25 protein-coding genes are annotated in these 23237 nt (G+C 36.3%); 14 read left to right on the forward strand and 11 right to left on the reverse strand.

Annotation, left to right across the window (positions count from 1 at the left end):
* The first annotated feature begins 23 nt into the window (after positions 1-23).
* Complete coding sequence (locus HU235_RS18115) at positions 24-1016, forward strand: siderophore ABC transporter substrate-binding protein (protein WP_411828267.1); 993 nt, start codon at positions 24-26, stop codon at positions 1014-1016.
* Positions 1017-1280: 264 nt separating this feature from the next.
* Positions 1281-1859, forward strand: a complete 579-nt coding sequence (locus tag HU235_RS18120) for a class D sortase (protein WP_174881131.1) — start codon at positions 1281-1283, stop codon at positions 1857-1859.
* Positions 1860-1910: 51 nt separating this feature from the next.
* Here HU235_RS18120 and HU235_RS18125 read toward each other — a convergent pair whose 3' ends face one another.
* Positions 1911-2801 (reverse strand): RluA family pseudouridine synthase, encoded by an 891-nt coding sequence (locus tag HU235_RS18125; RefSeq protein ID WP_174881132.1) that lies wholly within the window; start codon positions 2799-2801, stop codon positions 1911-1913.
* A gap of 200 nt (positions 2802-3001) precedes the next feature.
* Between HU235_RS18125 and HU235_RS18130 the strand changes: the two genes are divergently transcribed.
* Positions 3002-3406, forward strand: a complete 405-nt coding sequence (locus tag HU235_RS18130; RefSeq protein WP_174881120.1) for a DUF5365 family protein — start codon at positions 3002-3004, stop codon at positions 3404-3406.
* Positions 3407-3521: 115 nt separating this feature from the next.
* Here the strand turns inward: HU235_RS18130 and HU235_RS18135 are convergent, their stop codons facing one another.
* Both HU235_RS18135 and HU235_RS18140 read right to left on the reverse strand, forming a co-directional pair.
* Complete coding sequence (locus HU235_RS18135) at positions 3522-3989, reverse strand: thioredoxin family protein (protein WP_095301054.1); 468 nt, start codon at positions 3987-3989, stop codon at positions 3522-3524.
* Position 3990: 1 nt separating this feature from the next.
* Positions 3991-4422: a disulfide oxidoreductase gene (locus tag HU235_RS18140; protein WP_095301053.1), complete on the reverse strand. Its 432-nt coding sequence runs from the start codon at positions 4420-4422 to the stop codon at positions 3991-3993.
* Between the two features lie 374 nt (positions 4423-4796).
* On the opposite strand from HU235_RS18140, the gene HU235_RS18145 reads away from it, so the two are divergent.
* The 4 genes from HU235_RS18145 to HU235_RS18160 all read left to right on the forward strand — a co-directional run bounded on the left by HU235_RS18145 (position 4797) and on the right by HU235_RS18160 (position 9654).
* A complete protein-coding gene (locus tag HU235_RS18145; protein ID WP_145582294.1) occupies positions 4797-5222 on the forward strand; it encodes a CBS domain-containing protein in 426 nt (141 codons plus the stop codon).
* 187 nt (positions 5223-5409) lie between these two features.
* Positions 5410-6066, forward strand: a complete 657-nt coding sequence (locus HU235_RS18150; RefSeq protein WP_095301051.1) for an HAD family hydrolase — start codon at positions 5410-5412, stop codon at positions 6064-6066.
* A gap of 48 nt (positions 6067-6114) precedes the next feature.
* Positions 6115-7656, forward strand: a complete 1542-nt coding sequence (locus tag HU235_RS18155; protein WP_145582293.1) for a bifunctional GNAT family N-acetyltransferase/carbon-nitrogen hydrolase family protein — start codon at positions 6115-6117, stop codon at positions 7654-7656.
* Between the two features lie 252 nt (positions 7657-7908).
* Positions 7909-9654 (forward strand): phospho-sugar mutase, encoded by a 1746-nt coding sequence (locus tag HU235_RS18160; RefSeq protein ID WP_174881121.1) that lies wholly within the window; start codon positions 7909-7911, stop codon positions 9652-9654.
* Positions 9655-9786: 132 nt separating this feature from the next.
* Here HU235_RS18160 and HU235_RS25120 read toward each other — a convergent pair whose 3' ends face one another.
* From HU235_RS25120 to HU235_RS18180, 5 genes are all read right to left on the reverse strand, one after another.
* Positions 9787-9951 (reverse strand): DUF2197 domain-containing protein, encoded by a 165-nt coding sequence (locus HU235_RS25120; RefSeq protein ID WP_233452270.1) that lies wholly within the window; start codon positions 9949-9951, stop codon positions 9787-9789.
* A 593-nt stretch (positions 9952-10544) separates the two neighbouring features.
* The gene (locus HU235_RS18165; protein WP_174881122.1) at positions 10545-11183 is read right to left on the reverse strand and encodes an ABC-2 transporter permease; all 639 of its coding nucleotides are present in this window, start codon (positions 11181-11183) and stop codon (positions 10545-10547) included.
* Positions 11167-12033, reverse strand: coding sequence for an ABC transporter ATP-binding protein (locus HU235_RS18170; protein WP_174881123.1), 867 nt, complete (start codon positions 12031-12033; stop codon positions 11167-11169). Before HU235_RS18170 ends, HU235_RS18165 begins: the two co-directional genes overlap by 17 nt.
* Positions 12034-12039: 6 nt before the next feature.
* Positions 12040-12411 carry a GntR family transcriptional regulator gene (locus tag HU235_RS18175; protein WP_174881124.1) on the reverse strand — a complete coding sequence of 124 codons (372 nt, stop codon included), beginning with the start codon at positions 12409-12411 and terminating at the stop codon, positions 12040-12042.
* Between the two features lie 131 nt (positions 12412-12542).
* Entirely contained in the window at positions 12543-12797 is a 255-nt protein-coding gene (locus tag HU235_RS18180; protein ID WP_095301045.1) for a YhdB family protein, read from the reverse strand.
* Between the two features lie 163 nt (positions 12798-12960).
* Here HU235_RS18180 and HU235_RS18185 point away from each other — a divergent pair, with 163 nt between their 5' ends.
* Positions 12961-13947, forward strand: coding sequence for a M14 family zinc carboxypeptidase (locus tag HU235_RS18185; protein WP_174881125.1), 987 nt, complete (start codon positions 12961-12963; stop codon positions 13945-13947).
* Between the two features lie 57 nt (positions 13948-14004).
* Positions 14005-14376 (forward strand): DUF3889 domain-containing protein, encoded by a 372-nt coding sequence (locus HU235_RS18190; RefSeq protein ID WP_174881126.1) that lies wholly within the window; start codon positions 14005-14007, stop codon positions 14374-14376.
* 110 nt (positions 14377-14486) lie between these two features.
* Here HU235_RS18190 and HU235_RS18195 read toward each other — a convergent pair whose 3' ends face one another.
* Complete coding sequence (locus tag HU235_RS18195) at positions 14487-14924, reverse strand: RrF2 family transcriptional regulator (RefSeq protein WP_095301042.1); 438 nt, start codon at positions 14922-14924, stop codon at positions 14487-14489.
* Between the two features lie 196 nt (positions 14925-15120).
* Here HU235_RS18195 and hmpA point away from each other — a divergent pair, with 196 nt between their 5' ends.
* Together hmpA and HU235_RS18205 are read left to right on the forward strand one after the other, a co-directional pair.
* Positions 15121-16332 carry an NO-inducible flavohemoprotein gene (gene hmpA, locus HU235_RS18200; RefSeq protein ID WP_145582287.1) on the forward strand — a complete coding sequence of 404 codons (1212 nt, stop codon included), beginning with the start codon at positions 15121-15123 and terminating at the stop codon, positions 16330-16332.
* Between the two features lie 216 nt (positions 16333-16548).
* A complete protein-coding gene (locus HU235_RS18205; RefSeq protein ID WP_174881127.1) occupies positions 16549-17967 on the forward strand; it encodes a SpoVR family protein in 1419 nt (472 codons plus the stop codon).
* 127 nt (positions 17968-18094) lie between these two features.
* Here the strand turns inward: HU235_RS18205 and HU235_RS18210 are convergent, their stop codons facing one another.
* Positions 18095-18367 carry an ArsR/SmtB family transcription factor gene (locus HU235_RS18210; protein ID WP_095301058.1) on the reverse strand — a complete coding sequence of 91 codons (273 nt, stop codon included), beginning with the start codon at positions 18365-18367 and terminating at the stop codon, positions 18095-18097.
* Between the two features lie 182 nt (positions 18368-18549).
* Here HU235_RS18210 and HU235_RS18215 point away from each other — a divergent pair, with 182 nt between their 5' ends.
* Together HU235_RS18215 and HU235_RS18220 are read left to right on the forward strand one after the other, a co-directional pair.
* A complete protein-coding gene (locus tag HU235_RS18215; protein WP_174881128.1) occupies positions 18550-19047 on the forward strand; it encodes a GNAT family N-acetyltransferase in 498 nt (165 codons plus the stop codon).
* A gap of 145 nt (positions 19048-19192) precedes the next feature.
* Positions 19193-19948, forward strand: a complete 756-nt coding sequence (locus HU235_RS18220) for a GTP cyclohydrolase II (RefSeq protein WP_095301038.1) — start codon at positions 19193-19195, stop codon at positions 19946-19948.
* 151 nt (positions 19949-20099) lie between these two features.
* Here the strand turns inward: HU235_RS18220 and HU235_RS18225 are convergent, their stop codons facing one another.
* Positions 20100-22463 carry a glycoside hydrolase family 3 protein gene (locus tag HU235_RS18225; protein ID WP_233452271.1) on the reverse strand — a complete coding sequence of 788 codons (2364 nt, stop codon included), beginning with the start codon at positions 22461-22463 and terminating at the stop codon, positions 20100-20102.
* A 436-nt stretch (positions 22464-22899) separates the two neighbouring features.
* Between HU235_RS18225 and HU235_RS18230 the strand changes: the two genes are divergently transcribed.
* Positions 22900-23127, forward strand: coding sequence for a hypothetical protein (locus HU235_RS18230; protein WP_174881129.1), 228 nt, complete (start codon positions 22900-22902; stop codon positions 23125-23127).
* The last annotated feature ends 110 nt before the right edge of the window (positions 23128-23237 follow it).

The raw sequence follows: 23237 nt of genomic DNA on the forward strand, positions 1-23237 counted from the left end.
TATTTATTGCATTATTAGCAACTATGGTTTTAATGCTAGCTGCATGTGGTTCTAAAGAAGAAGCTTCGAAAAAAGAATCAACTGAAACAGCTGCGGCTGAAGATAAGAGTGCGGGTGCATCAGAGGAAGGCTCAGCTTATCCAATGACTGTATCACCGACTGTTGCTTCAACTGAAAGTGAAGAAGGCGGTTCAATTACTTTCGAAGATGAAAAATTCGAGAAAATGCCAGAAAAAATTGCCGTATTTGACTATGGCTTCCTTGATACATTAGATGCTCTTGGTGTTGAAGGAATTGTTGGGGTAGCTAAAGATTCAACTCTACCAGCTCATCTTGAAAAATATGCTTCAGATGAATATAAAAGTGTTGGTGGTTTAAAGGAACCATTACTTGAAGATATCGCTGAGATGGATCCAGATGTAATCTTCATTTCAGGCCGTCAGTCAGCATACTATGAAGAATTAAAAGAAATCGCTCCTGTCGTATTTGTTGGTACTTCTCAGGATGATTACTGGGGCTCATTCGAAGCTTCAGTAGATTTAGCAGCAAAAATGTTTGATAAAGAAGCAGAAGCAAAAGAGTATCTTGCAAAATTTGATTCAGCTTTAGAGGATATCAAAACGTTAGCTGGAAACTATGAAACATCTTTAGTAACAATGTACAATGAAGGTAAGCTATCAGGTTTCTCAACAAACTCACGTTTCGGATATATTTATGACATTTATGGTTTCAAACCAGTAACAGAGGATATCGAATCTTCTTCTCACGGATCTAATTTCGGATTCGAAGCAGTTTTAGAATTCGACCCAGAGGTTTTATTCGTTATTGACCGTACAGCAGCTACTGGAGGCGACTCTAATATCGAGGCTGATATGGAAAATGAAATCATTAAGAAAACAAAGGCTTATAAAAATGGAAAAATCATTTATTTAGATGGTCCACTATGGTACTTAAGTGGTGGCGGATTACAATCTGAGCTTGCAAAAATCGATGAAATTTTAGCTGAATTAAAATAATTAGGAAAGAGGCTGTCAGAGGGTCAGTGAAGACTGATTTTCTCTGGCAGTCTCTTTTTTGTATTTTTCCCATCAGCCACTTATTAGTAGAATAAAGAGATCGGGGAGCCGGAGTTATTTTATTGGAATGTACATGTTGTGAAAACAAGACTACCTTTACAAAAAATTAACAAAATATGGCCTTTGTTTTCCTTTTCTAGTTCAGTCTACTGGTAGGTTCTGTGATATAATGAAGCTATTAATAAAAGAAAGAGTGAAACGTTGATGAAGAAGCTATCCTATTTATTGATTGTTGTTGGTCTTTGTATCGTTGGTTATGCAGTCTGGGAAATTATTGATACAAAGATGCAAACCTCACAGTCTTTAAATGAAGCTAAAGCAATGGTTGAATCTCCACCAAATAAAGAAGTATATAAAGAAGAGGACGGAACCTTTAAACCACCAATCGGTGAGGCAGTTGGTATATTGCAAATTCCTAAATTAAAGGCGGATTTACCGATTGTTGAAGGAACGGATCCTGATGACCTTGAAAAGGGTGTTGGGCATTACAAAGGTAGTTATTATCCAAATGAAAATGGGCAAATTGTTTTATCTGGTCATCGTGATACAGTATTTCGTAAGGCTGGAGAGCTTGAAATTGGCGATACATTAAAAATCGCTCTTCCATACGGCAGCTTTGAATATGAAATTACGGATACGAAAATTGTGGAAGCGGATGATTTAAGTATTATAACTCTCCAAAATGAAACGGAAGAGCTTCTTCTTACAACATGTTATCCATTTAGCTATGTTGGAAATGCTCCACAACGCTATATCATTTATGCAAAAAAGAAGGTAGTTTAATCAGAAATGAGTCTGAGTAACCGAACACAGACTCATTTTTTTATTTCCATTTTAGATAGTCGTTGCTATAGTATCAGTAATAAATGGTAGCATGTCTGTTGGAAATTGGGCACGAACCTCAATTTTTTCTCCTGTTATTGGATGAAGGAGTGAAAGCTTTGCTGCGTGAAGAGCTTGTCTGCTAATGAGCCCTTTCTTCCCTCCATATAATTCATCACCTATAATTGGATGTCCGATAGAGCTTAAATGAACACGAATTTGATGGGTTCTTCCGGTATCGAGCTGAAGTGAAACAATGGCTAAATTATCTGATGGTAAATATTGTTTTACCACATAATGAGTGACAGCTTTCTGCCCTTTAGGAGAAACCCTCCTTCTCGTCGCATGATGTCTATCTCTTCCTATAGGTTGATCTATTTTTCCTTTTGAATGAGGCAATCGCCCTTCGACAATGGCAATATAAGTACGCTTAACGTTTCTCTGTTCAAGAGCTTGATCAAGCAGTGTCTGTGCTAAATCATTTTTCGCAAAAATAATTGCACCAGATGTATCTTTATCAAGTCTGTGAATATGTCTTACTTTTATTTGGAGTCCGTTCATTTGGTAATAGAAGGCAACTCTATTTGCTAAAGTTCCTTTCTGCTCGGGATGATTTGGATGTGTATCAATACCAGCCTCTTTATTAACGATTAACAGATGATCGTCCTCATAAAGAACTTCAATTTGCTCATATTCAGGAAGTACTCCAAAGTCTTCATTTTTAAATAAATGCAAGGACAAGCGATCCCCAAATTGAAGCTTATGATTGAGATCTGCTATCTGATCATTTTTTTTTATAGCTTTGGCGGAATTCCATTTTTGAATAAGAGCTTTAGAAGCACCAATTTCCTTTAAAAGGACATGATGTATTGTAGTATTCGCCCATTCGCTTGGCACCTTCATTTCCTGCCATTCACCAACTCGCTTCAAAATCTTCACCAACCTTTAAATATGCTTACGGCTTACTTTGTTTTCTATCTCAATCAAAGTATACAGATTCTCCTATTGGATGTACAATCTAGTTCCGGTAACACTTACCTATGCAATGTCGAAAAAGTCTATGTTATGCTATCTACTATAATGATTTTAAGAAGGGTGATTGAATGAAGGTTGTTGTTGCATCAACAGAAGAACAAGAACGTCATATAGATGAGCTAGTTGAACAATTATATACAGAATTATTTCCGAAATTTTTCCCCGACGGAGAAATTCATAAATTGAAAGAGCAGAACGTTTTAAAACCACAGGATTCCGATCAGATGTTTAATAGTAATTTGAAGGATGCCTTTCAAATTATTTCAAGTCTGCAAGCTGTCGTTGCTGTGCTAGAGCATATAGAAGATTGCAAGCATGGACAGGATTATCAAAAAATGTTCGAACGTAATTGCAAAAATTTAAATGATTATGGCTATTATTTTCCAATGACATTTTCACAGTTTAAACACGCAAAAAGTCAAAATGGGGAATTTAGTCAATACATTAAACCAGCAAATGATTGGATCGTGTAAAAAATCGGAGAGGAAACACCGCAGAAATGCGGTGTTTTTTATTTTTTGCAGGTGACAGTAGCTTCAAAATACATAATAAAAAACGCTTGATGATTCAAGCGTTCCATTAGAAAAATTAAGATTGCCAATCTGTTAATATTTTTTTGTATGCATCTTTTGTATTTGCCCCAACAGTACGTTCTACTTCTTTTCCATCTTTAAAATGAACGAGTGTAGGAGTAGATTCGATCTTGTAATCATTCCAGCCTTCTTCAAACTCTAGGATGTTGTATTGCTCAATGTCTACGCCAACCTCTTCAGCAGCTGGCATTAATTCAGGTGTTGCTCTTTGGCAATGTGAGCATTCAGGGCTAAAGAAGTAAACGATGAGATCTTCTTTATTATTGAGCTTTTCTTCAAGTTCATCAGGTAGGATAATATTTTGATAGTTTGGATCATCTAATAATTCGATTGTTGACGCTCGTAATTCCGATTTTCCATAGACATTGTCTTCTGCTTTTTTGTTATTTTGATATGTTGTAATAAAGCCTAAAGCTGCAAATAATAATACAATAATTCCGCCGAAAATAAGAATTTTCTTCAACTTAACGACCTGCCTTTTTTAGAATAGTTAAACTAGTAATGAAAATGATAATAAAAGCAATAAGAGCTAAAAATGGGATTGTAATAAAGCCAAGCCAATTTATATACTCACCTGTACATGGCACGATCCCACATGAAGCAGAATGCTCTCCTAAAAAGTCAATTTTTTGAATGCCGTAATGATAGAGCGAAATACATCCTCCGATAGCAGAGAGTATTAAGGAATACCTCGCAGCGGTTGCATCCTTTTTAAACAACCCAATTCCAAGAATAATAACTAACGGATACATAAATATTCGTTGAAACCAGCATAGATCACAGGGTGTATACTGGAGTATCTCTGAAAAGTAGAGACTCCCTAAAGTTGCGATAAACGATGTAATCCAAGCAAGTGTTAATAAATTTTCGTTTGTTTTTTCACGAGAACTAGACATGACATCCCTCACAAATTATCTATTTTCTTAAATTATAGTTGGAAAAGCTAGACCTGTAAAATAGATAGATTGTGAATTATTAAATTATTGCGTTTTTACTTTAAGTTTTTTCAATATAATGTAATTATGGATTTAAATGGAATGAAGATAGTTAAAAGTTTTTTCGATAATAGTACATATTAAAGTGAAAAGGGAACTTAATTAGGTTAGGCTTAAAACAGCAGTTCATGATAAACAAAACGTGCAAAGCGTTAAATATTACTTGCTAGTGGTTATAGTTTTCTTATTCCTATTCCATTTATACCTGATAAATAATACTAATCGTAACTCAAAAAAATCTGCTCATACTAGTTATTGAAAGGGGTGGATGAACCTTGACTACAATTCAAGAATGTATGACAAGGAATGTGGAAACTGTCTCTTCTAATCAAACAATTCAAGAAGCGGCAGAAATTATGGAGCGTAACAATGTTGGTTCGATTCCTGTTGTCGATAATGGCGAATTAAAGGGAATTATTACGGACCGTGATATAACGACACGCTCTACTGCACAGGGCCGTGACAATGAAACACCAGTTGGTCACGTTATGACAACGAACCTTGTATCTGGTCATGTTTCAATGTCAACAGAGGAAGCAGCCAAAATAATGGCACAACATCAAATTCGTCGTTTACCGATCGTTGAAAACAATCAATTAGTTGGGATTGTTGCGTTAGGTGACCTTGCAACACATCAAATGTCAGATGAAGCTGCTGGTGTGGCATTAGCTAACATTTCAGAGCCAAACAAAACATCATAATGACACATTTTAAAGGGGATTACTACTACGTAATCCTCTTTTTTCTGATCTCGAATTTTTAAGCTATACATTCAAATATTGTACGAGTGTTTACAAGAGGAACTTTAATAAAAAGCAACAAAATTTGTGAAAACTGCCTTTCTTAGTGAATTTTTATTATAATGAAATGGAAAGGAGTTGGATATTTATGATAAAAGCAATTATTTTTGACTTTGATGGTCTAATATTAGATACGGAAACACATGAATACGAGGTGCTTAGTGAGCTATACGCAGAGCATAATTGTGAATTACCTCTCGATGTTTGGGGAAAGGTTGTCGGGACGGTATCTGATTTTCACCCATTTACATATCTCGAGGAACAGGCAAAGAAAAAACTAAATCGTGATGAATTCAATGAAAGGCAAAAACAGCTTTTTACGGAAAGAATTGAACAAGAAGCTGCTCGTCCAGGTGTTGTTGATTATTTAAATGCAGCAAAATCGCTTGGAATTAAAATTGGACTTGCATCAAGCTCAAATTATGATTGGGTATCGTCACATTTAAAGCGTTTAAATTTGTTGGATCGATTTGAATGCATTAAAACCTCTGATCATGTTGCAGAAGTGAAGCCTAATCCTGCACTGTATTTAGAGGCAGCTAAATGCTTAGGAGTAAAGCCAGAAGAGTGTATTGCTTTTGAGGATTCGGCAAACGGGGCATTAGCTGCAAAGCGTGCTGGAATGAAATGTGTCATTGTCCCGAACGAGGTGACAAAGAACTTAGAGTTTTGTGAAGTTGAGCATCGCCTACAATCTATGGCAGAAATGGAGCTAAAGGAATTAATTTCGTTTTTAGAACAGTGATAAAGGGTAAGATATCTGTGAACATTTTATATTAAAGGAGAAATCACGATGTCCGAGAAACTCGATTTGTCTAAATTTGAAAAAAAGATGATTATTCGAAATATTGAAGAACGTGATATTGATGAATTATTAAAGCTCCAAGGAAAGTGTTTCCCAGGAATGACTCCGTGGAAACGAGAGCATTTAGAAAGCCATCTTGAGCATTTTCCAGAAGGCCAGTTTTGTGCGGAGCTTGAAGGGAAAATCATCGGTTCATGCTCGAGCCTACTTATCAATTTTGACGAATATGATGATCGCCATACTTGGGATGATATTACCGATAATGGCTACATAACGAATCACAATCCTGATGGATACAATATGTATGGGATTGAGGTGATGGTTCACCCAAGCTATCGACGAATGAAAATAGGACATCGCTTGTATGAGGCAAGAAAGGATTTAGCAAGAAGGTTAAATTTAAAAAGCATTATTATTGGGGGAAGAATCCCTAATTATTATAAATATGCAGATGAATTAACACCTAGAGAATACGTTCAACAGGTTATGCTTCATAAAATTTATGATCCTGTCCTCTCCTTTCAATTATTAAATGAATTTACCTTAATGCGGATAAACCCAAACTATTTACCGGATGATTTAGCTTCTGGTAAATATGCAACATTGATGGAATGGAATAATGTTGATTATCAGCCAAATACGAAAAGATATTATAAAACGGCCCATCCTGTTCGAATTTGTGTTGTTCAATATATGATGAAACAAATCAATTCCTTTGAAGAGTTTGCGAAGCAGGTCGAATATTATACAGATGTTGCTTCAGATGCTGGCTCAGATTTTGCCGTATTCCCTGAAATTTTCACAACACAATTAATGTCCTTCCTCGATGAAAAAACACCGAGCAAAGCGATTCAAAGATTGACAGAGTATACAGAAGAATATATCGAGCTATTTACGGAGCTAGCGGTTCGCTATAATGTCAATATTATTGGTGGCTCCCACGTTGTAGAGGAAGAAGGACGGATTTATAATATCGCCTATTTATTCCGTCGTGATGGAACGATCGAAAAGCAGTATAAGCTTCATATAACACCTAATGAAAGAAAATGGTGGGGAATTAGTAGAGGTGATGAAGTAAGAGTATTTAATACGGATTGTGGGAAAATTGCGATTCAAATATGCTATGATATTGAGTTTCCAGAGCTAGCGAGAATTGCAACAGATAAAGGTGCAAAAATTATTTTTACACCATTCTGTACAGAGGATCGTCAAGGATATTTACGTGTTCGATACTGTGCTCAGGCAAGAGCGGTAGAAAATCAAATATATACGGTTATTGCAGGAACGGTTGGAAACTTACCACAAACAGAAAATATGGATATTCAATATGCTCAGTCGGCGATTTTTGCTCCATCAGACTTTGAATTTGCTAGAGACGGAATCGTTGTTGAAAGCAATCCAAATATAGAGATGGTGGCAATTGGTGACGTCGATTTAGAAATTTTAAGACGTAAACGCCAATCAGGAACAGTGAATCAATTGAAGGATAGACGAAGGGACATTTATTCGATTGTATATAAAAAGGAATAAAGTGAAAAACGATCAGAGGTTGTATTTGTGGAATCCCCACTTAAGAGCAACCAACCTGATCTTTTTTTATGATGAAATGCTACGAAAAATGTAGAAAAACCTCCGATGTTAAAAACGTTAATATATGCTAAAATAGGAATGTTATAATAAGGTAAAATTGTTCGAAGGAAAGAGAAGGTACCCGTGTCTCTTTATTTTTACTACTACTTCAACGGGTTAATTGTAGGACAAAAACAAATCCAGGAGGTTAACATGAGCTGGGAACAAAGTTATATTCGTTGGAAAGAAAAGCAAGACTTAGATCCAGAATTAAAGCAGAAATTACAAGAATTAGCCGGAAACGATAAGGCGTTAGAGGACTGTTTTTATAAAAACTTAGAATTTGGTACTGGCGGTATGCGTGGTGAAATCGGACCAGGTACGAACCGCATGAATATATACACTGTCCGCAAAGCATCAGAAGGCTTAGCATCATACATAGATTCCTTTGGTGATGAGGCAAAAAAACGTGGAGTTGCGATTGCATATGATTCTCGTCATAAATCACCTGAATTTGCGATGGAAGCGGCAAAAACTTTAGCTTCCCATGGAATTCAAACATACGTTTTTGAGGAATTAAGACCAACACCGGAGTTATCATTTGCTGTTCGTTATTTAAACGCATTCTCTGGAATTGTTATTACAGCTAGTCATAATCCTCCAGAATACAATGGTTATAAAGTATATGGCCATGATGGCGGACAACTGCCTCCAGCAGCTGCTGACAAGGTCATTTCATTCGTTAATGATGTTGAGGATGAATTGCAAGTTGAGGTAAAGGACGAATCGTTATTAAAAGAACAAGGACTTATTAAAATGATTGGCGAGGAAATTGATGAAGCTTACACAGAAGCGCTAAAAACAATTTCTGTAAACCCAAGTCTTTCTAAGGAAGTCGACGTTAAAATCGTCTTTACGCCATTGCACGGGACAGCAAATAAGCCAGTTCGTCGTGGTTTAAAAGCGATGGGCTATGAAAATGTTACAGTCGTGAAGGAACAGGAATTGCCTGATGCAAATTTCTCGACAGTGAAATCACCAAATCCTGAGGAGCATGAAGCGTTTACTCTTGCAATTCGTGACGGACAAGCAATAGATGCAGATCTTCTTATTGGAACAGACCCTGACGCGGATCGCTTAGGTGTTGCCGTAAAGAATAAAGAAGGACAATATGTTGTTCTTACAGGAAATCAAACAGGTGCTTTACTCCTTCATTATCTTCTTTCAGAGAAAAAGGAAAACGGGAGCTTACCGAATAATGGTGTAGTCTTAAAAACGATTGTAACGTCTGAAATCGGACGAGATATAGCGAGATCGTTTGGCTTAGACACGATTGATACGTTAACTGGATTTAAGTTTATCGGCGAGAAAATCAATGAATATGAGAAATCCGGACAATATGAATTCCAGTTTGGCTACGAGGAAAGCTATGGATATTTAATTGGCGATTTTGCACGTGATAAAGACGCAGTACAGGCTGCCTTATTGGCAGTAGAGGTATGTGCATATTATAAAAAACAAGGACTTACATTATATGAGGGCCTTTTAAAAATCTTTAGTGAATACGGCTATTATAAGGAAGGGCTTCAATCCCTTACGTTAAAAGGAAAAGAGGGAGCTGAGCAAATCCAAAGCATCCTTCATAGCTTTAGAACGACACCACCAACAGAAATAGCTGGTAAAAAAATTGTCACGATTGAAGATTATCAATCAGGTGAACGCCAAGATATCACAACAGGTAAAGTGGAGAAAATTAATCTCCCAACTTCCAACGTTCTAAAGTATATTCTTGAAGATAATTCTTGGTTCTGCTTACGCCCATCTGGAACGGAACCAAAGGCGAAGTTTTATTTTGGTGTAAAAAGCGACTCACTTGAACAAAGTGACCAGCAATTAGCTGCTCTAGAATCAGGAGTTATGGCTCAAGTAAATGATTTAATCGCAGAGTTAACGAAGTAATTTTGCTTTTCGATAGCATGTGAAGCCTCTTGCGACAAATACTTTTAGAACAAATAAAAACAACGCTTAGACAAGCTATGCTTCTAAGCGTTGTTTATTTGTTCTAAAGGAAACTTAACTAGTTCACTCTCTTTATCTAAAAAAGTATTTGATTGCTTCAATACGTATTTGATGATGACAATCTTCACAACAAAATGCACTATTTCGGTTTTTCTTAAACCGTTCATACTCTTTTGATCCTTCATACACTCTAAATGCTTTCCTACAACTAAAACAAATAACCTCATATGAAAACATAGTTATCATCCTCAAATAAAATGACTTTGATGTTGCCCTAATGAGTTAATGTAAGCATGAACATTTTGCTGTGGTTTTCTCATTAATTCAATTTTAAAGCCATAATATGCGATAAGTAAAGTAGCTGGGACATAAATTCCTAAAGAAAACCGAACATTGCTATTACAAATTAGAAGAAAAGACTCATTACTAAGTAAATGGGTTTTTTGGGTGAAATTTTATTATGGTTGATTGGAGCGGAAGTACGAGACTCCTGCGGGATGCGTGGGAGAGGTGAGACCCCGAAGGTTACAACCGAGGAGGCTCACCACCCACCCCGCGGAAAGCGAGTACTGGAGCGGAGATCTACCAAAACGACTTCTCTTTCAAAAGCATCAATATTTACGAATACAGCCAAGAAACCAAAAAGATGAAATTTGAGGTAATGTTAAAAAAAATTCGGATTTTTTGTTGATGAAAACCTTTTGTTCGAACCGCTGTATTAATAAGCTTTTTAACTTTTCCTTTAGAAAACTATTTTCTTGACCGACCAGCTCACTATAGTGATTGCCTTAAATCTTTTACCTGTTAATAACAACTGCTCCATTTAGTTTCTACAGATCCTTTTTCGCATAGATTCTCGCTGATATAAAGAAAGAAATTACGGTGAATATCGCAGCAATAGCAAAAATGCTCCCTGCAAGCATCCATTGATTTTCATTTAAAGAATGAACAAAGTCAGCAACTTCCGGGTAACGTGGGTTTTCTGCTAGGTTTAATGTTATTCGGTATACCATGAAGAGAACAAACACGAATATCCCTGTTGGAATTGACGCTAATTTATATCCTAACGAAAATAAAAATGGGAAGTATACAGATAATGACAAATAGATAAGTGATAAAGCAATGATATATTCTGCAGGTGTCATCATTCGCGACGGAAATGGTGCAAATTTGAGAAATAAAAACATATATATCGTAACGAAGATTGCCGAAAGAACAAACCAGACGATGACGGAAAGATATTTTCCAATGACAATCTGATTTCTCGTCACTGGGAATGAATTTACTAGCTTTGATTGCTTATCCTCTAAGGACGTCACAAAAGCAAACGGTAAAGCAATAAGTAATAATAGATGTCTTATTGGTGAACCATCAGTAAAAAAGCTTGTAATTGGAATGAATAAGACAAGACATAAAAGATAAGTCCATTTTTCTTGGGTTAATATGTCCTTTTTAATAAGAGTGATCATCATGCTTCCCCCTAACAGTATAGTACATAATATCTTCTAAGGAAGGCTTCTCCACAACAAATTGGGGATCGTCAAGCTTTGACTGATTTAGAAGCAATGCCTCAAAGCCTAATGAACTTTCCTTTATTCCGATTATGGAAGAACGATCAAGTTGATTTAAATCATCCTTATGACCTTTTACGATAGCGTAACGATCGATGATTGCATCCTTTTCATCGCTAAAAACAAGCTCGCCTTCATTTAGAAAGGCAATATAATCAGCGACTTGTTCCAAATCCTTCACCATATGTGTCGAGAAAAAAATCGCCTTGTTTTCATCCTGAATAATTTCTAGTAAGATATCGAGCAGCTCCCGACGAAAAATTGGATCAAGTCCTGATGTCGGTTCATCCATTATGATCAACTGTGGATGATGGGATAAAGCAACAGTTAACGAAAACTTAATTTTCATTCCTTTTGATAAATTTTTGACCTTTTGGTGCTTTGACAATTTAAAGCGATCTAAATAGTGATAAAAGGTTTTATCATCCCATTGCTTATAAAACATGCTGACAATTCGTTTATTATGCTCGAGTGTAAAGTCCTCATAAAAGTAATTTTCGTCGTAAACAAACCCTATTCTTTCCTTAATATTGACGGTATCCTCCTGATGAGATTTACCGAATAAGCTTATTTGTCCATCATCGATATGAATAAGCTGCATTAAACATTGAATAAGTGTCGTTTTTCCCGCACCATTTGGGCCAATAAGACCGGTAATAAACCCTTTTTTTATATCAAGGCTGATGTCGTTTAAACTGAATTGATCATGCCTCTTTGTTACATTTCGAACCTCAACTATGTTCTCCAATCTTGTTCACTCCTCATATAGAAGAGTTAATATGCTGATTATCTCTTCTAAGTCAATATTGAAAGCCTTACTATCGTTAATGACCTTTGCTAATTGATCCTCAATGAGCTTTAATTGTTTTTCCTTTAATAATTGTTTGTTTTGTGCAGCGACAAAGGAGCCTTTACCAGGAAATGTTTCAATAAATCCTTCGCGTTCAAGCTCTTCATAAGCTTTCTTTGTCGTTATCACACTTATTTGTAAATCCTTTGCAAGCTTGCGAATCGATGGCAAGCTTGTTTTTTCCTTTAACTCACCGTGTAAAATTTGCTCCTTAATTTGCTCTTTAATTTGCAAATAAATTGGCTGATCATTTGAGTTAGTAATAATAATTTTCAAGGCCTCACCTACAATTTACTGTTTATACTGTATATGTTTAGTATATACAGTATAAACAGTGGTGTCAATATGATCATGCCAAAAAAAGACTGCCAAAGAATTGGATAGACTCTTTGACAGCCTTTTAAAAGCTAAATATTTTGGTCAAGATAACCATGTGTAAACTCGAATTCATTTGGCTCGATCGCATGGTCGATATATCTAAGCAATGAGTATAAATGTTTTTCAACCTCTTTATAATCATGTTCAAAATTATAAGCATGCAGAAACTGCTCAATTTTCTTTGAAAGGAAGTCATCCTTCGTTCGAACCATGAGGATTAACAAATTATCCCATTGGGAACGATGGGTGTAATAAAGTGCTTTATCATAATCAACACTGTTCATCTTAGATCCCTCCATCTTAAGGAGATATGATTATTGTATGTCTTGTGAAGGTTTTTTTTCTACACAAAACTTGGTGTTGCTGTTATGACGTGCTTGGCAGTGTTTTCCCACATAAAAACAACTCATTTAGGAAAGCTATGATCAAAAAGGGTGTTATCTATCGATGGATAAAAAGGGTTTATTATTTTTTGTTTTATTTTTCCTTTTGTTTGGAAGCAATGGTCATGCAGAGGTTGAGAAGCCCTATACATATAAACGAATGAAACAGGAAGTTTATCAAATAGCTAAACAATTTCACCTTGAGGTTAAAACATTTGGCAAATCTGAATTTGGGAGAGATTTAGTAGCGGTTAAAGTTGGTGATGGCAAAAAGTCTGTCCTTATTACAGCGAGTCATCACGGTCGCGAATGGCTTTCAACACATATTGTGATGAAAATGATGAAGCAGTACGCAAAAGCATACTCCGAAAGCAATGATATTTATGGGCATCACCCGCAAATACTCGATGATGTATCGATTTGGTTCGTCCCTATGGTTAATCCTGATGGTGTCATGATTCAACAAACAGGAATTCGACATATGCCTTTTTTAATGCAAGAGGTTTATTTTGATATGAACAAAGGAGAGGGTGATTTTTCTAGGTGGAAGGCAAATGGATTTGGTATTGATCTGAATCGTCAGTATCCTGCTGGATGGGAGGAAATAAAAGGAGGACAGCCCTATGCTGCCTACTCCCATTACAAAGGCGAAAAGCCGTTTGTTGCTAAAGAATCGCTGGCATTACGAGCATTTACGAATCAAATTCGTCCTTTAGCAGCGGCAGCGTACCATACCTCTGGTCGTATCATTTATTGGTACTACTTTAATGAAATTCAACATTTACAAAGAGATATTCGATTAGTTAGCGAAATTGCTGATAAGACTGGGTATGAAGTTGAATACCCACCAAGCTCCGCAACCGGGGGAGGCTATACAGATTGGTTTATTCAAACATATAAATTACCTGCATTAACAATTGAATTAAGCTATTCCGTTCACGAGACAAATCCTCCATTATCAGTATTAAAAGAAGAGTGGAACCGGAATAAAGAAATAGGCATGGTGATGGCAAGCTTTGCAAAAAATGAATTTGGAGTTGCTGAAGAATAGAAAGTAATGATCGGGAGACATTAAGAAGGAGAGAAGACTTAAGTTGGAGGAAAGTATATGAAAGCGAATTCCCGATATAACGCTATCGTATTGCTATTGTCGTTTCTCATGCTCATCACAGCTGGTATTAAAGCATACGGCGAACACAATATTCAAGAGGTCGACTATAAGAAATGGAGCAGATTAGCAATAACCTCTGTAAAGGATAACTATCCTTCAGCTGAGATTGTTGATTTTCAATATGTGAAACGTGTAGAAGTAAATGATGAAGAAACAAAAGATGTGTTTGGAATGCAGCTCAATGAGAATGGGAAACAATTCAACGTTCATGTTGATGTCATATTTAATCCTAAAACGGCAAAATTAATAACAGTCAATATTGAGGAAATCCAGGACGCTGCTACAGGTGGAACGATCATTCTTGATTGATCCATTTGTGACAGCTTTTTTATTGATTCAAGACTGTTACATAAGAATAGAGGAAGGGGAATAAAGCTCCTATCTATTCTTATGATTTTACAGTAACACTTGGATTTTACTTATTTCTGCGAAAAATACGCTAATAAGGAGCTTTGATTTTTTACTAAATCAGCCAAAGTATACTCATCCAAAACAGCTAAATATGCCTGTAATGCTTTATTAAGGACATGCTTCAATCCACAGGCAGGGGAAATAATACATTGATTTCGTTCTTTATCAAAGCACTCTACTAGATGAAAATCCTCTTCCGTTTGCCTAACAACTTCTCCAATATTTATTTCCTCTGGAGCATGTGCTAAACGGATTCCACCGTTTCGTCCTCGAACTGTTTCAATGATATTCATTTTTCCAAGTTCATAGGTAACCTTCATAAGATGGTTTTTTGATATGTTATAGGCCTCCGCAATTTCCTTTATATTCGAGAGCTCGTCCTTTGGCTTTGTTGCTAAATAAATGAGAACCCGTAATGAATAATCTGTATAATTTGTTAGTCTCATAATACTAAACCTCACGTAAGCTTCTTATTTAACTCCATTGAAGTTGTTTTAATCTTAACATATTCAGGTAAAATGTATCGATTTTAAGCATAAAATGTGACAGCTTTATTAAAGATGTATTTCTAATATTGTTTTTACTCATATTACTCTCTATTATAAAGATATATTTTAAATACATCTTTTAGGGGTTGGTAAAATGTTATCTGAACAAACGATTAAAATTGTAAAATCAACTGCACCAATTTTAGCTGAACGCGGAGTTGAAATTACATCATATTTTTACAAGTCAATGTTTGAAGCACACCCTGAATTATTAAATATTTTTAATCATGCGAATCAAAAGCAAGGTCGTCAACAAACGGCATTAGCTAATACTGTCTATGCTGCAGCTACATATATAGACCAGCTTGAGGTACTACTTCCTGCGGTAAAGCAAATTGCTCATAAGCATCGCAGCTTAAATGTAAAAAAAGAACATTATCCAATTGTTGGTGAATTTTTATTAAAGGCGATTAAAGATGTGTTAGGAGCAGCTGCAACAGATGAAATCATTAATGCATGGGCTGAAGCATATGGTGTCATTTCACAAGTATTTATCGATATTGAAGAAGAAATGTATAACCAAGCAAATTGGGAAGGCTTTAAAGCATTCAAGGTAATGAAAAAGGAAGAGGAAAGCTCGCTCATCACTTCTTTTTATCTTCAACCATCTGACGGCTCTAACGTTCCAACCTATCAGCCTGGACAATATATCACTGTTCGTCTTTCAGTTGAGGGTGAGCAATACTTATTAAACAGACAATATAGTCTTTCAGATGCTCCAGGTAATAAATACTTACGGATTTCTGTAAAAAAAGAAGGCGAAAATCCTACAACATTAGGTAAAGTCTCAAATTATCTCCATGATCATATTGGGGAGGGCGATGAGATTGAAGTAACAGCTCCAGCCGGTGACTTTGTCCTTGATACAACAGATGCGCCACTCTATTTAATTAGCGGTGGGGTAGGAATTACACCAATGATGAGCATGCTAAAAAGAACAGCTGACGAACAAAAGGATCGTCCTGTTACCTTTATCCATGCCGCAAAAAATAGTGATGTTCAAGCTTTCAATGAAGAAGTTGATGAAGCACTAAGCAAGCTTTCACAAGCAAGAAAATATCTCATATTTGAAAACCCATCTGAAGCGGATCGTGAAAATAATCGCTTTGATGCAGAAGGATTCTTAGATGAAGAAAAATTAAAAGCACTTGTTACAGATACAAACGCTTCTTTCTATGTTTGTGGCCCAGTTGCCTTTATGAAGAATACAATTGAAAATTTGGCTAATATCGGTGTAAAGGAAGAAAACATTCACTTTGAATTTTTCGGTCCATCGATTAATTTAAAAGAATATCAACCAGCATAATAATAGATAAAGAAGAGTGAAGTCTTAGGATTTCATTCTTTTTTATGTTCTTTAATTAGGAGCTTTTAAGCTTTGTTGTTTGGTTTTGCTACAGTCGTCGCGCGCGCGGAAAGCAACGTTAAATAACCTATGGGAATCAGTCAACACACCTGTCATTTAGCATCTTTTCCCTATAAGGCTCATACATTATTGTAAGAAAAGCTTAGGGGGGAGACCATGAAGGATGCTGAACAAAAATCCCTAGAATATGCAATTGCCGAAATTACCGAGATTGCGAAGGGGTTTGGCTTAGATTTTTACCCAATGAGATATGAAATATGTCCAGCAGATATTATTTATACATTTGGTGCATACGGAATGCCAACAAGGTTTTCGCATTGGAGCTTTGGAAAACAATTTCATAAAATGAAGCTTCAATATGACTTAGGCTTAAGTAAGATTTACGAGCTTGTGATAAATTCCGATCCATGCTATGCATTTTTATTAGATACAAATTCACTTATTCAAAATAAGCTAATTGTTGCTCATGTTTTAGCACATTGTGATTTCTTTAAAAATAACTCAAGGTTTAGTAATACGAAGCGTGAAATGGTTGAAAGCATGGCAGCTACTGCCGAACGAATTAAGCAGTACGAAATAGAATATGGCAGACATGAGGTCGAAACGTTTTTAGATGCGGTGCTTTCCATCCAAGAACATATTGATCCTTCGCTAGTTCGGCCAAAGCTAGCTTGGTCAATTGAGGATGTTGAGATCGAGGAGGAAGAAGAAGAACGAAAGCCTACCCCGTATGATGATCTATGGAATCTCGATCAAAGACAGGATGAAAAGCGTCCAGCAAAAAGGAAAAAACGAAAATTTCCTCCGTCACCTGAAAAGGATTTGCTATTATTTATCGAAGAATATAGTCGTGAGTTAGAAGATTGGCAGCGGGATATTTTAACGATGATGCGGGAGGAAATGCTTTACTTCTGGCCACAGCTTGAAACGAAAATCATGAATGAAGGCTGGGCATCCTATTGGCATCAACGAATAATTCGGGAGCTTGATTTAACCTCAGATGAAGCCATTGAATTTGCGAAGCTTAACGCAGGTGTTGTTCAACCATCAAAAACAAGCATTAACCCATATTATTTAGGATTAAAGATTTTTGAGGATATCGAGGAACGATATAATAACCCGACTGAAGAAATGAAGATGTTTGGTGTAAAGCCTGGTAAAGGTAGAGAAAAAATATTTGAAGTCCGTGAAGTAGAATCAGATATTTCATTTATACGTAACTACTTAACGAAGGATCTTGTTATGCGCGAGGATATGTATCTTTTCCAAAAGCAAGGCCGCGACTATAAAATCGTTGATAAAGGCTGGGAAGCTGTCCGCGATCAGCTTGTTAGCATGCGAGTAAATGGTGGGTTCCCATATATTACCGTAAATGATGGCGACTATTTAAAAAACAATGAGCTTTACTTAAAGCATTGGTATGAAGATATCGAGCTTGATCTAAAATATTTAGAAAAGGTTCTTCCATATGTTTATCAGCTCTGGGGACGCCCGGTTCATATGGAAAGTGTTTTAGAAGGAAAACCAGTATTGTTTTCATATGATGGAAAAGGGGTTTCAAGAAAGTATTTATAATGAAACATAAAACGAACGAGTATGACAGTCCAATCGTAGAGTTGGACTGTTTTCTTTATGGTGCAATAAGCTTAAGCTTGGTACATGTGAATTTACTTTCTTGAAACGATTTTAAATGAAATAATTGTTAACAGGTAGGTCTAAATAAACAACAGAGCTCTGCTGATAATAAGTGGTTCACTTCGTCAAGATTAAGCCTGTAATAATTCCAAGTCCCTCTCGTTTCTCTTATGATAAGATTGGCATCTAACAGGATTTTTAAATGATAGGAAAGCTTTGATTGTGCCATATTCATCATTGGGGCTAGGTCATTTACGTTTATCTCTCCTTTTTGTGTAAGGAGATTCATAATTTGCAATCTTTTTTTATCGGCAATCGCTTTAAATTTACCCTCATACATTTCAAACGTTTTTTCTAATGAAGCATCTTGCTGTTCTAGCTCCTTATTCAATTCTCATTCACTTCCTTACTTCATCAAAAATTTTTGATATTATTACTATATAATTGGGATTATCATCTGTCAACTTGTATAATCAAAGAAAGTCGATGAGACGATAAAAGTTTTGAAGGGGACGTAAAGTTATGCTACAAATTAAAGATTTACAACAGATACACTGGGAACAGGTGAAAGAAATATATGAAGAAGGAATCGCAACAGGAATTGCTACGTTTCAAACAGAGGCACCAAAATGGGAGGAATGGGACGCTGGCCATATAGCTGACTGTCGCTTTGTTGCCATTCAGGATGATAAGGTAGTTGGTTGGACAGCCCTAAGTCCGTTCTCAAGTAGAGCAGCATATTCAGGCGTTGCAGAGGTAAGCATTTATGTTCGAACAGAGTATAAGGGAAAAGGAATTGGAAAGCTACTATTAAATACTTTAATAAAAGCAAGTGAGGAAAGTGGATTTTGGACGTTACAAGCAAGCATCTTTCAAGAAAATATAGGAAGTATTCACTTGCACAAGCAGGCTGGATTTACAGAGGTAGGAGTGAGAGAACGTATTAGTAAGCTTAATGGTAGATGGAGAAATGTTTTACTTTTTGAAAGAAGAAGTTCTTTACAATCTTTAAATGAGTAATCAGATTAGCTTCTTTAGCAAATGGAGCCTCCTTTCGTGTGTATGATTAAAATGCAATTCACAGATAATAAGCCGAGACTATTACGTTTTAACTTTTGGCTTTATGAAAACATCCAAGGTTTATTGTTAAAAAGGAGGTACCATTTTGGCTGAAGCGAAATTGGATTCAAAGGTTATGTCTTTGCTTGAAGATAAAATTCAATTAATTGAAACCGAAAAAGGAGCTATATACTTAGTCGGACCAATAAAATTGCCTGTTAATTTATATGGAGAAACAGTAGAATTTCAGTGGTATTGCTGGTTGAATTGCGATACTGTTACAGATAATTATGAACAAATTATTAAAACATTATCGTCGGCGAATCTAGCTGAGCATCAACAATCAAGCGTTTTAGTTTATGGTGATTTTGCGGAAAATGATGAAGCGCTTATTCGCATGCATTCCATTTGTCATACAGGGGATATTTTTGGAAGCAAAAGATGTGATTGTGGCTTTCAGCTGAAGCAATCGATGAAAATGATTGTTAAACATGGGACGGGTGCGTTATTTTATCTTGCTAATCATGAAGGTAGAGGAATTGGCCTTTTTAGTAAAGCAATGGCGTATATTCTACAGGAGAATGGCTTTGATACAGTTGAGGCAAATGAAGGTCTTGGCTTTGTCGATGACGCAAGAAACTATGATGATGCGATTTTAGTTCTTAAACGATTACGCACAAAGCCAGTAACACTGATTACAAATAATCCAAAAAAATTAGCAGCATTAAAAGATGCAGGATTGCCTCTAAATGATCGGATACCATTATGGGGAGATATATCTGAATACAATGAAAAATATTTACAAACGAAGGTAAACCGTTCAGGACATTTAAGACAAAATGAAGGCTGTCCTAATGATTAACACAAAAAGCTAGCCAAGCCTATCATTAGTTAGAGGGCTTGGCTATATATACTATACAATTTGTTTTCAAGCTCTATTTTATTTTAGGCATACATATGAAATCAGACACTCAAGATGGAAATTTTCCGTTAGAGCGTCTGACTCATTTTAATTAGTCCACCGTACGATACTTTTCTACTCGAGAATCGTTAATCACTCCATCCCAGTTTAAGCCAAAGGTGAAGTCATAAGCATTTCCTTCTGAATCAATGTGTACCTCCATATCATGTGGAACATCTTCATATTGCTCTTCTACAGTCTTCATGTTAGCTGGCATTTGGAATGGGAGAAGCCCTGAAGGTTCAACATTACCTGATACAATATCAAGTATCGCTTGGTCTTGGACACCAAAGTTTACGAGAATTCCATCGACCTTACCCTCAAATTCAGCAAGTACTGACGGAGTACTCATGTTGATTGAAACAATGACAGGCTTGTCACCCATTTTCTTTTTTGTTTCAAGTACAAGATCGAGATCTTTTGTATTTGCAGCTGTGACTGTTTTACCTTTGTAAGATCTATTTGTGAAATCTTCTGTTGGATGTCCACCAGCTATACTTACTTCTCTAGCAAATTCAGCTGTATATTCGCTGTATTGGAGGGTGATTGGTAAGTAACCATTTCCGCCATTTTTGCGATCTTCAACAGAATAACCAAGACCGCCATCTGGACTTTTGATTCCAACTAGTGCAAAATCCGCTTTACTAGGATCATTTGTAACATGAAAATATTTTTTTACAACATCAAGATTAAATGGAACTGCAAAATAACCAGGTGTAACTCCTCCACCAAAGCGAGCTTTCACTGGAGGATACCAGCGTTCAGGGACATAGGCTGTTAATTTTTTATTATTCTTTGCTTTCAGTGGTAACACATGATCTTTGTTCTTGAGCATGACAATCGACTTGAGTTGTGCTTCAAAACCTGCTTCCATAAATTCAGCATTACCGACAGTTTCAGCTGTTTCTTTAACGTCAAGATAAGGATTTTCAAATAGACCTACTTGGAAAATGTTTTTTAACAATCTAACTGCTGATTCCTCGAAACGATTGCGCATGAATTCTTCTCCGTGTTCCTCAACACCCATTTGATATGCAGCTAATATATCATCAGATTCATCAACACCGCCAAATTGGTCCACACCGTTCATAATCACTTTATAGAATCGTTCTGGAACGGTAAGATGTTCAACACCCCATGACGTTCCATAACCGAATTTCTCCATATCATCGATTTCATAACCTATATCCTCGGTTATTCCCCAGTCTGTCGTAATGACTCCTTCATAACCATACTTATTTCTTAAAAGATCATTGATCATATATTTACTATATGAATTTCCAACATTCTCGCCATACTTTGTATCTTGATTCCATGAAATTGTATAGTAAGGCATAATGGCAGAAACTGAGCCTGTACCACCTTTTAAGTCAAATGCACCTTTTAAAAACGGAATAAGATGTTCATCAAAGTTGTTCCCTGGATAAACGGCGTATTTGCCAAAAGGATAATGCGCGTCACGGCCAGCCTCACCAGATCCACCGCCAGGCCAATGTTTTGCCATTGTATTGACACTTGTGTATCCCCACGCATTAGCGATTTCATCTTCTCCGCTAGATGTTTGGAAGCCATCAGCATAGGCTCGAGCCATGTCTGCAGAAAGATTCGGATCTTCACCAAATGTACCTGGGAACCGATACCAACGAGGATCAGTCGCAATGTCAATTTGCGGTGAAAGTGCTGTTGAAATTCCAAGTGCACGATACTCCTTTGAAGCAATTTGACCAAATTCCTCAATAATCTCAGGATCAAAAGTGGCAGCTAACCCGATAGACTCTGGCCACATTGAAATATCTCCGCCAGCTCCAGCGTTAAACTCTGCACTCGAATCTGAACCGTGGCGTGGATCTGAGCTATTATTTAGTGGAATACCTAAACCCAATCCTTCAGCCAAGGCTTGTGCATGATTGTTCCATTGTGCCGCCGTCTCTGGACTTGCAACACGTGTAATCAATACGTGGCGAAGATTATCATTAACTATATAACTTCTCTGAGCTTCAGTTAATTCAGCGGAATTAATACTTTGATGTGAGCTATATAGCATTAAACCGGAAATTTGTTCAATTGACATTTTTGATGATAAATCCTTGGCACGTTCTTCAACAGAAAGTCGCCAATCTTCATATTTATCTAACTTTTTATTCTTGTTCAAGTCCTTAAATGCGTATCCACCCTTAATGATATATTCAACACCTGAGTTTACTGAATAACCTAAAGTTGGACCATTTCTATTTGTGACATAGTTTATTTCACCTGATTCAACTACAGACCATTTACGTCCGTTATCTTTTGATAGCCCGGCACCTTTGCCATTATTTTTAGTATTAGCGCTGCTTCCAAAAACTGGACTTTGCATTCCTAGTACAATAGCTGCAATAGAAACAATACTTATTACTTTTTTAAAGCCTTTTAGCATAGTTGAACCTCCTTTTATCATATAAAAATCATGGTCGATGTGTCTGAAAACTTTCAGGTAATGTCTTGTCGATCTAATGGACAGTGTTTAATAAGGGAAAACCTGTATAAGCGCAATTTTAATTTTGGGTAGAGTAAATAAATTAGATAATTTTTTAAATAGATATGGACTTCAATGAAAGGACAGTTGCATCATCGGATTGAGTGTGGAAATTATAATATAAGTATTTTCTACTATCGCCTCCTTTATAATGAAAGCGCTTACCATTTCCTATTTTAAAGTATAATCAACTAGGCCAATTAAAGTATTATTAGTATTTTTTTAAGAATATCTGGATTTTTATAACATAATAAATTCAGATTGACTTACAGATTCAGGCTGAGGGCTATTGTGTGAAAATGATTAATTTTGCGAGGGGTTTTTTGGGGGAAAGGGTTTGTCTACTGTTAATGCTGTATGCAGACTTTTTTCGGTAAATTCTTTAGTCAGTCTTGCTCTTAGTAGTGAGGTTAATTCTTTAGAATTCTGTCTCTTACATGTAAATGATGATGTATCATGCCTTAACCGACAGGAGTTAGAAGCGAAATTTCATAGTAAACAGATCACACTTCAATTGGAAGGGGAAAAATCACCTTTAGGGAATTATGAACATGTTGATTGCTAAGCGCTAAATTTCTTAACAGAAGTATACACGTATAATTATCCTAGAGTGGCTAAAACTATATTTACATGATTTAGAGCAGCAGGGATTGATTACCAATGCGAACACTAAAT

Source organism: Metabacillus niabensis, from assembly GCF_902829255.1.
GTDB lineage: Bacteria > Bacillota > Bacilli > Bacillales > Bacillaceae > Metabacillus > Metabacillus niabensis.

What these genes read in the sequence shown, in the direction of transcription:
- HU235_RS18115 (WP_411828267.1), top strand. Translation starts at nt 24, where the DNA reads ATGGTTTTAATGCTAGCTGCATGTGGTTCTAAAGAAGAAGCTTCGAAA.
- HU235_RS18120 (WP_174881131.1), top strand. Translation starts at nt 1,281, where the DNA reads ATGAAGAAGCTATCCTATTTATTGATTGTTGTTGGTCTTTGTATCGTT.
- HU235_RS18125 (WP_174881132.1), bottom strand. Translation starts at nt 2,801, where the DNA reads ATGAAGGTGCCAAGCGAATGGGCGAATACTACAATACATCATGTCCTT.
- HU235_RS18130 (WP_174881120.1), top strand. Translation starts at nt 3,002, where the DNA reads ATGAAGGTTGTTGTTGCATCAACAGAAGAACAAGAACGTCATATAGAT.
- HU235_RS18140 (WP_095301053.1), bottom strand. Translation starts at nt 4,422, where the DNA reads ATGTCTAGTTCTCGTGAAAAAACAAACGAAAATTTATTAACACTTGCT.
- HU235_RS18150 (WP_095301051.1), top strand. Translation starts at nt 5,410, where the DNA reads ATGATAAAAGCAATTATTTTTGACTTTGATGGTCTAATATTAGATACG.
- HU235_RS18155 (WP_145582293.1), top strand. Translation starts at nt 6,115, where the DNA reads ATGTCCGAGAAACTCGATTTGTCTAAATTTGAAAAAAAGATGATTATT.
- HU235_RS18160 (WP_174881121.1), top strand. Translation starts at nt 7,909, where the DNA reads ATGAGCTGGGAACAAAGTTATATTCGTTGGAAAGAAAAGCAAGACTTA.
- HU235_RS25120 (WP_233452270.1), bottom strand. Translation starts at nt 9,951, where the DNA reads ATGTTTTCATATGAGGTTATTTGTTTTAGTTGTAGGAAAGCATTTAGA.
- HU235_RS18165 (WP_174881122.1), bottom strand. Translation starts at nt 11,183, where the DNA reads ATGATCACTCTTATTAAAAAGGACATATTAACCCAAGAAAAATGGACT.
- HU235_RS18180 (WP_095301045.1), bottom strand. Translation starts at nt 12,797, where the DNA reads ATGAACAGTGTTGATTATGATAAAGCACTTTATTACACCCATCGTTCC.
- HU235_RS18185 (WP_174881125.1), top strand. Translation starts at nt 12,961, where the DNA reads ATGGATAAAAAGGGTTTATTATTTTTTGTTTTATTTTTCCTTTTGTTT.
- HU235_RS18190 (WP_174881126.1), top strand. Translation starts at nt 14,005, where the DNA reads ATGAAAGCGAATTCCCGATATAACGCTATCGTATTGCTATTGTCGTTT.
- HU235_RS18195 (WP_095301042.1), bottom strand. Translation starts at nt 14,924, where the DNA reads ATGAGACTAACAAATTATACAGATTATTCATTACGGGTTCTCATTTAT.
- hmpA (WP_145582287.1), top strand. Translation starts at nt 15,121, where the DNA reads ATGTTATCTGAACAAACGATTAAAATTGTAAAATCAACTGCACCAATT.
- HU235_RS18205 (WP_174881127.1), top strand. Translation starts at nt 16,549, where the DNA reads ATGAAGGATGCTGAACAAAAATCCCTAGAATATGCAATTGCCGAAATT.
- HU235_RS18210 (WP_095301058.1), bottom strand. Translation starts at nt 18,367, where the DNA reads ATGTATGAGGGTAAATTTAAAGCGATTGCCGATAAAAAAAGATTGCAA.
- HU235_RS18215 (WP_174881128.1), top strand. Translation starts at nt 18,550, where the DNA reads ATGCTACAAATTAAAGATTTACAACAGATACACTGGGAACAGGTGAAA.
- HU235_RS18225 (WP_233452271.1), bottom strand. Translation starts at nt 22,463, where the DNA reads ATGCTAAAAGGCTTTAAAAAAGTAATAAGTATTGTTTCTATTGCAGCT.